At 38.9% G+C, this 15,020-nt stretch carries 13 protein-coding genes; 7 read left to right on the top strand and 6 right to left on the bottom strand.

Annotated elements, in window-relative coordinates; translation table 11 throughout:
• Window positions 1-228: 228 nt before the first annotated feature.
• On the top strand, window positions 229-1,527 hold the full coding sequence (locus ADICYQ_RS07405; protein WP_040415027.1) for a serine hydrolase domain-containing protein: 1,299 nt from the start codon (window positions 229-231) through the stop codon (window positions 1,525-1,527).
• A 62-nt stretch (window positions 1,528-1,589) separates the two neighbouring features.
• On the opposite strand, the gene ADICYQ_RS07410 is transcribed toward ADICYQ_RS07405, so the two are convergent.
• The gene (locus ADICYQ_RS07410; RefSeq protein ID WP_020890611.1) at window positions 1,590-3,164 is read right to left on the bottom strand and encodes a beta-N-acetylhexosaminidase; all 1,575 of its coding nucleotides are present in this window, start codon (window positions 3,162-3,164) and stop codon (window positions 1,590-1,592) included.
• Window positions 3,165-3,453: 289 nt separating this feature from the next.
• Here ADICYQ_RS07410 and ADICYQ_RS07415 point away from each other — a divergent pair, with 289 nt between their 5' ends.
• The 3 genes from ADICYQ_RS07415 to ADICYQ_RS07425 all read left to right on the top strand — a co-directional run bounded on the left by ADICYQ_RS07415 (window position 3,454) and on the right by ADICYQ_RS07425 (window position 7,796).
• Window positions 3,454-4,785: a sulfatase family protein gene (locus tag ADICYQ_RS07415; protein WP_161625582.1), complete on the top strand. Its 1,332-nt coding sequence runs from the start codon at window positions 3,454-3,456 to the stop codon at window positions 4,783-4,785.
• A gap of 205 nt (window positions 4,786-4,990) precedes the next feature.
• Window positions 4,991-7,051, top strand: coding sequence for a methionine--tRNA ligase (gene metG / locus ADICYQ_RS07420; protein WP_020890613.1), 2,061 nt, complete (start codon window positions 4,991-4,993; stop codon window positions 7,049-7,051).
• 313 nt (window positions 7,052-7,364) lie between these two features.
• Window positions 7,365-7,796, top strand: a complete 432-nt coding sequence (locus ADICYQ_RS07425; RefSeq protein WP_051160144.1) for a DUF4174 domain-containing protein — start codon at window positions 7,365-7,367, stop codon at window positions 7,794-7,796.
• A gap of 17 nt (window positions 7,797-7,813) precedes the next feature.
• Here the strand turns inward: ADICYQ_RS07425 and ADICYQ_RS07430 are convergent, their stop codons facing one another.
• Window positions 7,814-8,434 carry a 2OG-Fe(II) oxygenase gene (locus ADICYQ_RS07430; protein ID WP_020890615.1) on the bottom strand — a complete coding sequence of 207 codons (621 nt, stop codon included), beginning with the start codon at window positions 8,432-8,434 and terminating at the stop codon, window positions 7,814-7,816.
• A 162-nt stretch (window positions 8,435-8,596) separates the two neighbouring features.
• On the opposite strand from ADICYQ_RS07430, the gene ADICYQ_RS29595 reads away from it, so the two are divergent.
• Window positions 8,597-8,950 carry a hypothetical protein gene (locus ADICYQ_RS29595; protein ID WP_020890616.1) on the top strand — a complete coding sequence of 118 codons (354 nt, stop codon included), beginning with the start codon at window positions 8,597-8,599 and terminating at the stop codon, window positions 8,948-8,950.
• Window positions 8,898-9,359, top strand: coding sequence for a hypothetical protein (locus ADICYQ_RS29600; protein ID WP_316929274.1), 462 nt, complete (start codon window positions 8,898-8,900; stop codon window positions 9,357-9,359). The genes ADICYQ_RS29595 and ADICYQ_RS29600 overlap by 53 nt, the downstream gene beginning before the upstream one ends.
• A 14-nt stretch (window positions 9,360-9,373) precedes the next feature.
• Here ADICYQ_RS29600 and ADICYQ_RS07440 read toward each other — a convergent pair whose 3' ends face one another.
• The 3 genes from ADICYQ_RS07440 to ADICYQ_RS07450 all read right to left on the bottom strand — a co-directional run bounded on the left by ADICYQ_RS07440 (window position 9,374) and on the right by ADICYQ_RS07450 (window position 12,912).
• Entirely contained in the window at window positions 9,374-10,147 is a 774-nt protein-coding gene (locus ADICYQ_RS07440; protein ID WP_020890618.1) for an XRE family transcriptional regulator, read from the bottom strand.
• Complete coding sequence (locus ADICYQ_RS07445) at window positions 10,144-10,401, bottom strand: hypothetical protein (RefSeq protein ID WP_020890619.1); 258 nt, start codon at window positions 10,399-10,401, stop codon at window positions 10,144-10,146. Before ADICYQ_RS07445 ends, ADICYQ_RS07440 begins: the two co-directional genes overlap by 4 nt.
• Window positions 10,402-10,650: 249 nt before the next feature.
• Complete coding sequence (locus tag ADICYQ_RS07450; RefSeq protein WP_020890620.1) at window positions 10,651-12,912, bottom strand: Tex family protein; 2,262 nt, start codon at window positions 12,910-12,912, stop codon at window positions 10,651-10,653.
• A 148-nt stretch (window positions 12,913-13,060) separates the two neighbouring features.
• Here ADICYQ_RS07450 and ADICYQ_RS07455 point away from each other — a divergent pair, with 148 nt between their 5' ends.
• Complete coding sequence (locus ADICYQ_RS07455; protein ID WP_020890621.1) at window positions 13,061-13,423, top strand: Hpt domain-containing protein; 363 nt, start codon at window positions 13,061-13,063, stop codon at window positions 13,421-13,423.
• Window positions 13,424-13,601: 178 nt separating this feature from the next.
• On the opposite strand, the gene ADICYQ_RS07460 is transcribed toward ADICYQ_RS07455, so the two are convergent.
• Entirely contained in the window at window positions 13,602-14,669 is a 1,068-nt protein-coding gene (locus tag ADICYQ_RS07460; RefSeq protein WP_235114463.1) for an N-acetylmuramoyl-L-alanine amidase family protein, read from the bottom strand.
• Window positions 14,670-15,020 lie beyond the last annotated feature (351 nt).

Consider the following 15,020-nt stretch of genomic DNA (forward strand, 5'->3'; position numbering starts at 1 on the left):
TAATGAGGGATTTAAAACATGATTTTGCTTTTGATTTGAATAATTAAACTCGGTTTATAGAAGCAATGCATCAGATAGCCTGACAGGGTTCAATCAAGTTTGTAGGGAAGGCAAGATTATCAGCAGGTTAGGTCTAAAACAAGCCTTTACTAAAAATGGAGGTGCATTTAATTGAGAAATTGATTATTTTGAAAATTAAAAATTTACATAAATCTTATAACCACCCCTATGACTTTAAAAAAGACTTATTTATGGTTGATAATCGTAATGTTATGCAACCTTAACCTTACAGCTCAAACTACAACTGCAAGGCGATCATCCCCATTAAACGTAGCACCCCCATTAAGTATCAGCCTTTCCTCAGAGAAGTTGGAGCGAATTGACAAGATGTTAAAACAATCTCTGGAGGACAATACCATTCCAGGTGCTGTGGCCCTAATAGTCAGAAACGGAAGAATTGTTTTCCATGAAGCCTACGGAAATGCAAATGCAAATGGAAAAAAATTACAGAAAGATGCGATATTCAGAATCGCCAGCCAATCAAAAGCGATTACTTCAACTGCTGTGATGATGCTTTGGGAAGAGGGAAAATTCCGTCTGGATGATCCTATTTCCCAATACATCCCAGAATTTAAAAACCCTGAAGTTTTGGTGAATTTCAAGTATGCAGACACTACCTACACCGCTAGACCTGCCAATAAGGAAATAACCATCCGACACCTGCTAACGCATACTTCAGGTCTTGGCTATGGAATAATAGATGGAGACGAAAGAATGAAAATGCTTTACCAAAAAGCAGGCACAACAGACTTATTTACCACTGAACCTGTTACCATCAAGGAGGTTGTCCTAAAGCTGGCAAAACTACCCTTACACCATGATCCGGGAGAAAAATTCACTTATAGCATGGGGCTGGATGTGCTGGGTTATTTCATTGAAGTAATTTCAGGAATGTCGTTCGAAACCTACCTACAAAAACACTTGTTTGAACCATTGGGAATGGATGACACAGGTTTTTACCTGCCAGCATCCAAAGGGGATCGACTTGTAGCCATCCAGCATAAAGTAGACGATAAATGGGAAAACTATCCCAATACCTTCTACGATGTCAATTACCCTATCAAAGGGGCAAAAACATTCTTCTCTGGCGGTGCAGGACTATCTAGCACCGCAAAGGACTATGCGACATTCCTTCAAATGTACCTTAATGGTGGGGAGTTTAATGGAGTACAGTTCCTGAGCAGAACCACAATTGCCACCATGATGGCCAATCAAACTAAGGATCTTTTTGGTGATGGAGACCAACATTACGGACTTGCTTTTGGCGTTTTGACCGAACAAGGTCAAGCAAAAGGTGGCCTTGGATCTCCTGGAACATTTGTCTGGGGAGGTTATTTTAACACCCAGTATTTCGCAGACCCCAAAGAGAAGATCATCGGAATTATCCTCAAACAAACGCAAGGAAGTACCGGTGACCAGACAAGCTGGAAATTTAAACAAATGGTAGGAACCACTATAGACTATTAAAGTTAGCCCATTTTATTGCACAGAACCCTGACAGAAAGTATAAAAATAGTCAACCCTCTCTGTCAGGGTTCATATACCGGTTCTGGATGATGATTTGGGTCAAAAGGATCGTAGTAATACAGTTTTTCGGCTTTGTATTTTTCCAAATGAACAGATAGCCGATCCATAAATCCTGAATAGGATTTGACCTCTTTTTGTGACCAAACCACCTCTGCCAAGGCCGCTATCCTTGGATACATCAGGTAATCAAATCGTTGCTCGTTGTCCACAGTTTCTGTCCAAAGATTGGCCTGTATACCAAGTATAAGAGATTTTTCTTCCGGCTTGACGCCGAAATCGTTTACTTCAAAATCATAAACAGCCGTTAACGGCGCAAAAGCTCCTGCCCATTTTCTACCATACTTGTGATCTTCCTGTTGAAGAAAGTCAAAGTAAAAAGGTATCCGAGGACAGATAACTGTGGCGTAACCATTCTGAAGGGAAAGACTAAGCTGCTCCTTTTTGTCATGTCTCCACCAAAATATTATCGTTTGGTCTTTGGGTAAGTTGGCGCCTGCCATTTCATCCCAAGCCAAAACTTTGTTGTTCATCTGGAAAAGGGTATCTGCCATTCTCTCAAAGAAATAGTCCTCCACTCCTTTCATCCCATTCAATCCCTCATTTTTTATCAAATCAAGCACTTTGGGGTCTTTGGGCCACATTTGATTGCCAAAACTCACCTCATCTCCACCTAGATGAATCATATTGCTTGGAAACAAAACATCTACCTCACGCAAGATCTTGCTTAAATAACCATAGGTAGTTTCTTTCGCTGGATGAAAAGTAAAATCAGGATACTTTTCTGAACCTCCACCACTATGTTCTGGGTAAGCCCTATTGGCTGCGGTGGCATGGCCGGGCATGTCTATTTCCGGTACCACAGTAATCATTCGCTCACTGGCATAGCGCACTATTTCTTTAATTTCCTCCTGAGTATAATAGGTGGCGGGTGCATTTGGATCGGACTGGTTACCTATTCCTCCTACAGTGGCCAGTTTGGGAAAACCTTTGATTTCGATGCGCCATCCGGGAGCATCTGTCAGGTGCCAATGAAAAATATTCAATTTGTAATAAGCCATGTGGTCGAGCAATTGTTTCACCTTATCCATACCAAAAAAATACCGGGACTCATCCAACATAACCCCTCTCCATTCATACCGAGGTTGATCCTGTATTTCCCAATTGGGCAAGGATAATTTACCACTTTTCACCTCAGCCGCATGTGCCAGTTGCAATAGGGAAATGACACCATAAAATGCACCTTCCTCATCTGCCGCTTCTATGATAACCTCTTTAGAATGGATGCTTATTTTATAGCCTCTACTTAACTTGCTCGATTTTCTTATGCTAATTGATTTTGCTGGTGATTCACTTTCCGATAGTGTAATACCCAACAGTCTCAAAGCTTCTTGCTGAAGGTAAGTGCCCTGGTCAGGGAAATCACTCTTCGAAAGTCCTACCTTATTGTCCCACAAAAACTCCCCTTCCGTCAATTTGTAGGAAGCAGGCATCGGGATGATCTCAGGTTGAACCTGAGCGATTGTGAAATCAAGTGTGAACAAGAAAAACAACAAGGATAAAAGGCAACTTTTAATCATAGGATTTCAATCAATTAATATTAGAAGGACAAAATTATAAAAATTTTACCTTTAACTCAGATTATTCAATAGGATTCTGATTTGTCGATCTCAGGTTATCCTATTTCCAGGTTAAATGCCCGATTGAAAGTAGTTGGATAAAAAGTCATCGCTTCAATTTACCATTAGGGTTAAATCAACAAGGATTAAATTGTAAATTTGACCAGCACAAAATATATAGTAAATGTGTTTATCCCCATTGCTATTATTTTACAAACCCTTTCCAATCATTAATAAAAGGATGGATTTCATGAAAATAAATTTAAGACTTTGCTGGCCAGCACTTCTGGTATTTTTACTTATCAATCTTTCGTCATGTACAGACAAAGGCACTAACACCGAAAATAAACCAAATATCATTATATTCTTTACGGATGATCAAGGTTATGGTGATTTGGGTTCTTTTGGAGCAGAGGGCTTTGAAACTCCGCACTTGGATCAATTGGCAGCGGAGGGCATAAGGTTTACAAATTTTTATGTTCCCGCTACAGTTTGTACGCCCTCAAGAGCAGGCTTACTCACCGGTCGCTACCCCAAAAGAAGCAATCTTCATGAGGCAGTGCTTTTCCCTTATTCAGATGGTGGCTTATCTCCTAATGAATTTACAATGGCAGAAATGTTAAAAGAGGGTGGGTATACTACCTCCTGCATTGGCAAATGGCATTTGGGGCACAAGGAAGAATTTATGCCAAACAATCAAGGATTTGATGAATTCTATGGTGTTCCCTATTCAAATGATATGGACAACCATTATTATGAAAAAATAGATTTTCAGTCTCCGCCCCTTCCCTTTTATCGAAATACAGAATTGATTGAAAGTGGTCCTGATCAGCAATTCCTAACAAAAAGATATACTGAAGAAGCCATAGCACAAATCAAAAACAGGGACCAGAAACCTTTCTTTATTTATTTGGCGCACAATATGCCTCATACTCCACTCTTTGCTTCTCCTGCCTTTAAAGGTAAAAGTAAAAATGGGCTTTATGGAGATGTAATTATGGAATTAGACTGGAGTGCAGGTGAAATAATAAAAACATTGAAAGAAGAAGGCATCTATGAAAATACCATTTTCATTTTTACTTCCGACAATGGCCCAGCAAAAGGTTCAGCCAAACCACTAAGGGGGAAGAAAGCCCAAACATGGGAAGGTGGGCAACGTGTACCGGGAATAATTTCATGGCCGGGTAAAATCCCCAAAGGAAAAGTTACAGATGAATTTGTCAGTACTTTGGACTTGTTCCCTACACTCGCAAAAATTTCTTCCTCCGCTATCCCAAAGGAAACACAAATGGATGGCATAGATCTTAGTGCATTTTTATTAGCCCCTGAAAAGACTATACTCCCTGAGCGTCCATTCTTTTTTTATGCAAGAAATGGTGATTTGGAAGCAGTTAGGCTTGGAAAATGGAAACTCCACCTAAAAAAATCAATCGGATGGAATGAAGATTCAGATGGTGAATTTCAGGTAGCCTTGTACAATTTGGAGGTGGACATTGCAGAAAAGAATAACGTAGCCAATCAAAATGCTGATACAGTAGCAAAACTTACCGCCTTGGCGAAAGGCTTTGATGGAGACATATAATAGGAAGCCATAGTTTCCTATTATTAGTTATTGTGCTTGGTAACTTGTCTAATTGTAAAATTACTCAAACCATACTTTCACCTTTGTTCCAGCTAATGAAAGCCAAAGGCAGTAACGTTATTGCCAACAAAAGCTTACACTGACAGGCAGGATAAATGTACCATCCTATTTCACTCAAAATCAATTTTAGCTATCTTTGCATTCTATGAGCGAAAAGAACTTCAAAAGATATACCATTACTTCTGCATTACCTTATGCTAACGGCCCTCTCCACATTGGACATTTGGCGGGCTGTTATATTCCATCTGATATTTATGTCCGGTACTTAAGATTGCAACAGAGGGACGTAGCCTACGTTTGCGGCTCTGATGAACATGGCGTGGCCATAACCATCAAAGCCAAAAATGAAGGAATCAGCCCACAAGAGGTAGTTGATAGGTATCATGGAATAATGAAGGATAGTTTTGAGAAATTCGGAATTAGCTTTGACCATTACTCCCGCACCACATCACCTGTCCACCATGAAACAGCCAGCCAATTATTTGCTGAACTGTATCAAAAAGGCGAGTTTGACGAAAAGGAAACGGAGCAATATTATGATGCAGAAGCCAATCAGTTTTTGGCCGACAGGTACATCGAAGGAACCTGCCCTAACTGTGGATACGAAGAGGCTTATGGAGATCAGTGCGAAAAATGCGGTTCATCCCTTAGCCCTACGGACCTGATCAACCCAAGATCTAAACTAAGTGGCAATACTCCTGTTCTGAAAATGACCAAACATTGGTTTTTGGACCTTGGAAAATTCACTCCTTTTCTAAAAGAATGGATTCTGGAAGAGCATGCCAATGACTGGAAAAACAATGTTTTAGGACAATGTAGAAGTTGGCTCGAATCAGGTGATGGTCTCCAGCCAAGGTCAATGACTCGTGACATGGATTGGGGCATACCAGTACCTATCCCTGGCGCCGAAGGTAAAGTGTTGTATGTTTGGTTTGATGCACCTATTGGCTATATCTCTTCTACAAAAGAATGGGCCAAGGAAAATGGAAAAGATTGGGAATTGTACTGGAAAGACAAGGAAACCAAACTGGTCCATTTTATTGGAAAGGACAATATTGTATTTCATTGCATTACTTTTCCTGCAATTTTGAAAACCCTTGGTGACTTTATATTGCCAGAAAATGTACCTGCCAATGAATTCCTGAATTTGGAAGGGCAAAAAATTTCAACTTCCAAAAACTGGGCTGTTTGGTTGCATGAATACCTGGAAGAATTCCCTGGTCAGGAAGATGTTTTAAGGTATGTGCTGACAGCCAATGCTCCTGAAACCAAGGACAATGACTTTACCTGGAAAGATTTTCAGGCGAGAAACAACAATGAATTGGTTGCCATTTTTGGAAACTTTGTCAATAGGGCGCTCGTGTTGACGCATAAATATTTTGAGGGAAAAGTCCCTAAAAATTATGGATTGGCACCAGTAGATGAGGAACTTATAGGCACATTAAATGAGTATCCTGACAAAATCTCTCAATCAATTGAGAAATACCGATTCAGAGAGGCGCTTGCCTTAATGATGGATTTTGCAAGAACAGGCAATAAATACCTTGCGGAAACTGAGCCTTGGAAAACTATAAAAACTGACCAAGAAAGAACTTCAACGATATTAAATATCGCAATAAATATAGTAGCTAACCTTTCTGTTTTATCTCAGCCATTTTTACCTTTCACTTCTGAGAAAATCAAAACCATGCTTGGATTAAGCGAATTGAACTGGGAGGATGCAGGAAGAATGGATTTGGTAAAAGAAGGAGACAGCATAGAAAAAGCTGAATTGCTTTTCCAAAAAATAGAGGACAGCACTGTAGAAACACAGATTCAGAAGCTTTTGGATAGCAAAAAACTAAACGAAGCAGCAAAATACAAGGCTGCTCCTATGAAAGAACTTGTCTCATTTGATGATTTCGGAAAATTGGATTTGCGTGTCGTAACAATCGTAGAAGCGATGAAAGTCAAAAAATCCAAGAAACTACTTCAACTTAAGGTGGATACAGGCATTGGGATCAAAACAGTACTTAGTGGTATTGCAGAGCAATTCCAACCTGAGGAGCTTGTTGGACGTCAAGTGACAATGCTACTTAATTTGGCTCCAAAAAAGATGGCAGGGATTGATTCCGAAGGGATGATTTTGATGGCCGAGGACTCTGAAGGGAAATTAAAATTGCTTAGCCCACACGAGGCTACCAACCCAGGTTCTGCTATTAGTTAAATCCTGAATAGGCAGTCTTAATTCGTAAATCGGTTACGCTTACTTTTTAATTTTACTAGGGTTTCCAGTGATAAAACTGGAGCCTAACAAGAAGCCAACTTTTGGCCCAGCAAGCCCAACATCAATAGCCACGGATAGCTTCCGTGGCTATTGAATGGTTTTAGATCATCTTCCTTTCAAATGCCTTATCACCTCTTTAATTCACCAATAAACAATTGACTACTAAAACATTGAGAGTGAATTAACCCCAAAGTGATCAGAACAATTCTCCTATTTAATTGTTATATTTGTCTAAAGTTTACTCAAACCAAATATGAATATTCTAATCATTTTTTTATTCCTTATTGCCAGCACATTGACTCAATCAAATATTACCCTCTCAGATCTTCAATGGAAAAAACGTGTATTGTTGGTTTTTCCATCAGATCATAAGGCAGAGGAAATGGATTTTAATTTGACCGATGAGCTTGAAGTGAAACTGAAAGACCGCGACTTGATCTACTTTTATTTTGGCGATAGCCTGATTAGTAATTCTGCCTATAGCTTTGATTCTGATTATCAAAAAAAGTTGAAGCAGCTCTACCAGATGGGCTCAAAGCAACATTCCTATGTCCTTATAGGTAAAGATGGTTCCTCAAAAATGAAAAAAGAAAGTGACAACATAGACTGGCAGACACTTTTTGAAACCATAGATGCTATGCCCATGCGCATCAAAGAGATTAAAAGGAATCCAGATAAAGGATAGTAAAATTAAATGAATATTTAATTCCTATCTTTCATCCAGCCAGTAATACTTATCCTTTCTTTGGCTGTCGGTAAAACTTCATGTGGTATTTCTCCGCTTAAAAAGACGACTAACCTCCCTCCCACAGGAAGGAAATCCTGGTACTCTTCTATTCCATCTGGTCTCGTGAAATACATTCTTAATTCTCCCCCATCGGATTCTTCCCAAGTATCATTCAAATAAAGAATAACACTAACAATCCTATATTGGACGGTTTGGAACTGATCCAGGTGACGTGAATAAAAAGAACCCTGTGGATACATGGCAAAATGGGCTTCATAGGATTTTAGCCCTAAAAAACAACGTCTGTTAATAGCAGATTTTAGGCGATCCATTTTATCCCAATACACTTCCTGAATTGGTGTCAATAGGTTTTCATCCATCCAAAGCACTTTATCACTTCTTATCTCAGGTTTAATTGCAAAAGTTTCTCCGCTACCAATTCCTGCCAACCTAAATTGCCCATGCATCAACAACTCTTTCTGTTCACGGAGCATATCTGTCCTGAAATCTTCTGAGATATAGTTATCCACTACAGACCAACCTTTGTCATAAAGATCCTGAACCACTTTGTCATTGCTTTTTTCCAAATCATCCATAAGCTCAAATGTCGACTATAATCCGAAACAATCTTCATTTACTATTTATTATTTAGCCCAAAATTGGGCTAAATAATAAATAGCGGGATGGAAATTTCACTTTTATCCGTTATTTTTAGTATTAAGCGTTAATTTTGTGCTCGCTCATAGAAAATTAAAAATATGCATTTAAAATCAGACGATATTATACGATTGGAAATTGATTTTATCACCGGAGAGGTCCCTCCTCCTTTTAGTCATATTTTTAAGCTTAAACTTTCCTTCAGCAAAAATTTTGTGAATACTCAATTTGATATTCAGTATACCGATAGAGAAAGCCTAAGTCCTGAAGAGATCATTGATGAGGGATTTACTATGGCGGATGATTATGGGTACAAGGGTGAGATCCCTAAGCTTTGGGAGGGTATTTTTAAAAAGCTTTATTCTGCCTCAAAATGGTCTAATCTAAAAACCCTAGGAGAAAGTGGCGGAATCAAAATTGCTCGCGAAAGATGTACATGGAAAGATGATCCGTGACATTCCGCTAAATCAAGAAGATTGGTACTTTACCTGCCAGGATTTCATTCAAGCCATTTATGAAATCAGCAAAAAAGAAGCGCCGATGCAAATCAGATACCTTGAAATTAAAAAGGATAAAAAAACCCTGGTCGATCTCGTTTATAAGTTTTCCATACGGAAAGTAGTGCTGAATGTAAATGGGAAAGAGAAGGAAATGGATTGGGAAAGCGGTAGAGACCTTGCCTCTCTGGTATTTATTCCAGATTATGATTACGATTTAGCAATGGAGGAAGAACCTGAAAAAAATGGCCAGTACCTGGATTGTGGAGATGGGTTGTGGCATGAGTTTGAGAAGGGCATTATCAACCTGGATCCATCTTTTGACGCAAAGAAAAAAATCACTCAGACATTAAGTGACCTTTTATAATACTTAATAGCGTATTAAGGGCTTGTTATTTTCCTAATATCAGATTTAATGTCCAGTATCATTTTACCTATTTCTTCGAGTGAAATCGGCGCACTCGGAGTAGGGTCAGGAAAGTGGGTGCTTATAAAAGCCTTGGCTTCCCATATTTCAATTACTTCTTGAATAGAAATGTCGTATGGCTTGTAAACTTGATTGTCAGAGACTACAAATAATTTACCTCTCTCGGTGATATAGTTAAATACCCTTTTGTAAACGATCCCATCATTCTTGGTCACCAATACATATGTTTTACCATTTTTAATTTCCGCTGGACTTTCAAGATAGGCTCCAACAACAATCGTCCCAGGCAGCAGGGGTAACATGCTGTCTCCACTTATTTCAAAAGCCCTGTAAGTTTGATTGGCTGAAAGGTTTGGCAGTCCGAAGTTGGGTAAATTCTCCATGTACTCAGGGTCAGCGTATCCATTTAGGTATCCTGCTGAGGCTTTTTTCCCTACCATACTGATCCGTTCCTGGTCATTTTGGTCTAGGGTAACTGTGAGTATTTTCAATTTTTCTCTTTGCAGAAATTGACGCCCTTTGGCTGCAATGTCCCAACTTGTCAACTCATCTATTGACACATCAAAAATTTTAGTCAACGTGAGAATCGTCGATAGCCTTGGCTCAGACCTGCCATCTTCATAGGCAGAAATCATGGTTCTTTGCAACCCGAGCGCTTCTGCTAGCTGGGTTTGGGTTTGTCCCGACTTTTTACGTAAAACCTTAAGGTTGCTTGCCAAAAAACTCATGCTGAATACAAGTAAAATTGATGGTCATCTTTCCATTGATTTTTAAAGGTAAACTTTAATAAATCCATTTTAGATTTTTCTCTCAAATTCAATCTTAATTTAATTTCCTCCATAATATCTTCATCAGAAAAAGCCTGATTAACCAAAAGGTAACCATAACTGGGTCTTGAAGCATTTTGGATTTGAAATTTCACCTGGAGATTACCAGAAACCAATTTTTTCGTAGTAAAACTTATGCTGTTTAGGTCTCTCATTTTTTCAATATGTTTATTTAATCAACATTATAAAAATAGGTATGTTATTTTAATTAACCTATTAAAGTGAGATAAAATTTGGGGATATACCTATCAAAACCTTAGATAGGCTAAACATCATTTAGCAGGAAGTCAGGATTATAAGTTGAACTAAAACTGATAAAAAAGCCATCTGGACATAAAAAAGCCTGTGAGAAAATATCCCACAGGCTTATTAATTATTGCATGTATTTCGGAAAGAGTAATGGATTAATTGCCAAATTTCTTTCTCAATTGGGCAAGTTTATCTTCCATACTTTCTTTTACCTCTTGTTTACTCTCTTGCAGCTTGCGACGAGGTTTGTCTTTTCGGGAAGAAGAAGTATTGGCGGCGAATGGATCTGACTTGAGACTTAAGCCAATCCGTTTTCTTGGCATATCAACTTCCATTACCGTAGCCATCACTTTTTGACTTACAGCCACGACTTCTTTGGGATCCTTGATAAACCTATCTGCCATTTGACTCAAGTGAACAAGGCCATCCTGGTGCACTCCAATATCCACAAAAGCTCCAAACTGGGTAATGTTAGTCACTATACCAGGTAACTTCATTCCTACTTTAAGGTCTTTCATTTCGTTGACGCCGTCTTCAAACTGAAAAACCTCAAATTTTTCTCTTGGATCTCTGCCTGGTTTGCCTAATTCCTCCAAAATATCTTTGAGCGTAGGTAATCCGACTTGTTCATTGACATAATCCTTTAACGGGATTTTCTGCACCAGTTCCTCAGTTTTCACCAACTCATCAACTGATACTCCCATGTCTTGGGCCATTTTATTGATCAGTGCATATCTCTCTGGATGAACAGCACTGCTATCTAGTGGATTGGCTCCATTTCGAATTCTTAGAAATCCTGCTGCCTGTTCGTATGCTTTATCACCTAGCCTTGGAACTTTCTTAATCTCCTCCCTACTTTTAAATGGCCCATTTTCATTTCTGTAATTCACAATGTTTTGTGCAAGTGAGGGGCCAAGGCCTGACACATAGGTCAGCAATTGCTTGGAAGCAGTATTCACTTCAACGCCTACACCATTTACACAACTCATAACGGTATCATCAAGGGAGTTTTTTAAGGCAGACTGGTCCACATCATGTTGGTATTGCCCTACCCCAATAGATTTGGCGTCAATCTTAACCAATTCTGCCAATGGATCCATCAGTCTTCTCCCAATAGAAACAGCTCCTCTTACGGTAAGGTCATAATCAGGAAATTCTTCTCTCGCCACATCCGAAGCAGAATAGATAGATGCTCCACTTTCGTTGACCATCACCACTAAAATTTCCTTGGGCAACCCTATGTTTTTAACAAAATTTTCCGTTTCCCTACTCGCAGTACCATTACCTATAGCGATGGCTTCAATGGCATTTTTCTCTACCATATATTTCACCAAAGCAGTAGATTCCATGATCTTCTTTTGTGGCTCATTTGGAAAGATGGTTTCACTCTGAAGGAGTTGCCCTTGAGGGCCAAGGCATACCACCTTACAGCCAGTCCTGAATCCAGGATCTATGGCCAAAACAGATTTCTCACCCAGTGGGGATGACAATAGTAATTGCCTGAGGTTTTCTGTAAATACTTTGATGGCATCCTCATCTGCTTTTTTCTTAGCATACAACCTCACCTCTGTTTCCATAGAAGGCTTAAGGAGCCTTTTATAGCCATCCTTAGCAGCCAACTTCACCTGTTCAGAAGAAGTATTGCCTTCTGTCACAACCGCTTTCTCAATTATCTTTATAGCACTCAGATCATCCGGACCAGTATCCAACATCAAGAAAAGTTCTTTTTCACCTCTTCTCATGGCCAAAATACGGTGCGATGGAGCGGTTTTAACAGGTTCTTTCCAATCGAAATAATCCTTATACTTGATGGCTTCTGCTTCCTTACCGGGGATGACTTTCGATACAAATTCCCCTTCCTCAATGAACAATGTTCTTAGCTTCTTTCTTATTTCAGCATCTTCATTGATCCATTCAGCTATAATATCTCTTGCACCGCTTAAAGCGTCTTCTTTAGAGCCTACCCCTAACTCTTCATTTAGGTATTCCTCTGCGGTTTTATTTAAATCAATAGCACTTTGTTCGAAAATTAAATGGGCCAAAGGCTCAAGTCCTTTTTCTTTTGCAATGGTACCTTTTGTTCTTCTTTTTGGTTTAAAGGGAAGGTAAATATCCTCTAAAACAGACATGGTCTCTGCTGCAAGAACTTTACCAGCGAGCTCATCTGTTAGTTTCCCTTGTTCATCAATGGATTTTATTATCGCCTCCTTGCGCTTGTCCAAATCCCTTAATTGCTGCAACCTGTCTCTAACAGCAGCTACTTCTACTTCATCCAAGCTTCCGGTGACTTCTTTTCTATACCTGGAAATAAAAGGAACTGTTGCCCCCTCATCCAGTAAATTGGCCGTACTGATTACTTGCTTCTCACGAACGCCTAACTCAGTGGCAATCTTGGAATAATGATTCAAATCTGACATGAATAAAAATAATTAAATCCTGATTTTGTTTAATACAGCGCAATTTAAGGCTATTTTTTTTGGGATACAGTAAAAAACTAAGAATTCGATTATTCGTTTATTTCCCAGCAAATTGTATATTTACAAACAAATTTATACTTAGAGGAAAATGGAAAACAGTCAGGGAAAGCTTTATAATTTAGGGAATTTAGAAGAAATAAGTGGTGGAAGTAATGAATTTGTAAATGAAATGATAAAGCTCTTTATCACCCAGTCTGAAAATACAATCACTGGATTTGAACAAGCCATTGAAAATAAAAATTATAAAGTTATCCGTGACCTGGCACATCAGATAAAACCAAGTATTGACAATATAAAAATCACAAGCCTAATGCCTGTTATTAGGGAAGTGGAGCATTTGGCAGAAATGGAAAATCAATCGGAAGATTTATCTTCAAAGATCATGGAGGTTAATACTGGACTAAAAAATGTAATTTTTCAGTTGCAAGCTGAACTCATTGAAAGAAAATAATGGCTTTTCACCTCGCATTCAGAACGTTTAAAAGGTAAGGTTTTAAAACCATCTTGGTCGGGTCATTTACAACATTCTTGTGGGATTGAAAGTACTTTCACTGTCAAAATGCAGCCATTTTTCCAAACCTGATGGTTTTCACCAGCGGATTAAATATTGTATCCCTCAGTCTCTTTTATTACCATATTAAATTGCAATGATTCCACCTATTGGGATCAGGGGTAAAAAAACGAATGCGCTTTTCTTCCATTTCTACCGCTTCTGTCTTCCCTTGTCTCCTAAGTATCTCTAGCCTTAATTCATGACATTCTTTGGCTACATAGGAATCCGGAAAGGACCTGGCTGAAAGTGTCAATAAATCAAATGCCTCTACCAATCGGGCCTCTCCACCCTTCTTCAAGAGCTTTTTTCCCTTTAAAAAATTTGATTTCCACATTTTAGCTTCGGGTTTCATCCTATCGGCTTCCTGAAAAACTTCAAAAGGCACAACCCTAGAAGGGTCCTCTTTTTCAGATATCTTACTTACTTCAGAAGATTCAAAAAACGAGATGATGGCCTCATAATAGGCACTGGCCTCTTTATTATTGTAATCAGGTATCCTTAACTTTTTCTCCTCTTTTGGAGAGGTGAAAAATGTAGCCTCTCCTATAATACCTGGTATGCCATAGGTCCCTCTTAAAACACTTGCTCCTGAGCTAGAAAATATAGTGTAATCTGAAACCAGGCTATAGGGTCCTTTTCCTTTAAAGAGATGTTTTACTAGTTTCTGCGCCACCATTTCCCCAAAATCAACACTTGCTCGGTTTTCCTCTGCACTGCCATGAAAATAGACAATAGGAAAATTTACTTTAGGGTCAGCTGTTGCATTGTGATGGATAGAGACAAACAAGTCCGCCTTATTTTCAAGTGCGATTTTACTCCGGTCAGCCAATGGAATAAATGTATCCGTAGTTCTTGTAAGAATAACTTCAGCCCCGGCCAACTTCAACATTTCACCAAGGAGAATAGCCACCCTAAGATTGATCCATTCCTCCCTTTCTCCGGTAGGGCCTACTCGGTAGGAATCAGTCTCTGCAGTTCCTCCATGACCAGGATCTATGCAAATCACCTTTCCTTGAAGCGCATTCCTATTGGAATCAAATGTGGACCATGCCAATAAATTTGGCGAGACAATGCAAAATGAAATTAGGATAATGAGAAATTTTCTACCAATTCTTTTCGCTGAATCTATCATTTGTAATTTCACTTATTATATTTTTATCCCCTTTATCCTTAGACCTGAATTGAGGTTCAATCCCATTATAGTCTTATTTTCAATCTCCTTCTGTAAAGTCAATAAATTGATCTATCTCTATCCCAAAGCCCTTCCTTCAGGTCTTAATACTGATTGGCTGGAAATATTTACCATTCTAAAACCCTAAAGTTATGTGAACATCATGTCCTAAATCAATGGCCTACTTTGAATAATATCCAGCTAATCAAAGATACTTTATTTATTCAAAAATCCTAAAAGCCCCCTATAGCATAGAAGGAAAGAAAAGTTACCAAATAAAAAAAAAGGCTCCCGTAATTAAATACAGGAGCCTTGAATATATTT

The organism is Cyclobacterium qasimii M12-11B, assembly GCF_000427295.1.
GTDB classification, from domain to species: Bacteria; Bacteroidota; Bacteroidia; order Cytophagales; family Cyclobacteriaceae; genus Cyclobacterium; species Cyclobacterium qasimii.

Coding starts and splice junctions, on each gene's coding strand:
- ADICYQ_RS07405 (WP_040415027.1), top strand. CDS start 229: ATGACTTTAAAAAAGACTTATTTATGGTTGATAATCGTAATGTTATGC.
- ADICYQ_RS07410 (WP_020890611.1), bottom strand. CDS start 3,164: ATGATTAAAAGTTGCCTTTTATCCTTGTTGTTTTTCTTGTTCACACTT.
- ADICYQ_RS07415 (WP_161625582.1), top strand. CDS start 3,454: ATGAAAATAAATTTAAGACTTTGCTGGCCAGCACTTCTGGTATTTTTA.
- metG (WP_020890613.1), top strand. CDS start 4,991: ATGAGCGAAAAGAACTTCAAAAGATATACCATTACTTCTGCATTACCT.
- ADICYQ_RS07425 (WP_051160144.1), top strand. CDS start 7,365: ATGAATATTCTAATCATTTTTTTATTCCTTATTGCCAGCACATTGACT.
- ADICYQ_RS07430 (WP_020890615.1), bottom strand. CDS start 8,434: ATGGATGATTTGGAAAAAAGCAATGACAAAGTGGTTCAGGATCTTTAT.
- ADICYQ_RS29595 (WP_020890616.1), top strand. CDS start 8,597: ATGCATTTAAAATCAGACGATATTATACGATTGGAAATTGATTTTATC.
- ADICYQ_RS07440 (WP_020890618.1), bottom strand. CDS start 10,147: ATGAGTTTTTTGGCAAGCAACCTTAAGGTTTTACGTAAAAAGTCGGGA.
- ADICYQ_RS07445 (WP_020890619.1), bottom strand. CDS start 10,401: ATGAGAGACCTAAACAGCATAAGTTTTACTACGAAAAAATTGGTTTCT.
- ADICYQ_RS07450 (WP_020890620.1), bottom strand. CDS start 12,912: ATGTCAGATTTGAATCATTATTCCAAGATTGCCACTGAGTTAGGCGTT.
- ADICYQ_RS07455 (WP_020890621.1), top strand. CDS start 13,061: ATGGAAAACAGTCAGGGAAAGCTTTATAATTTAGGGAATTTAGAAGAA.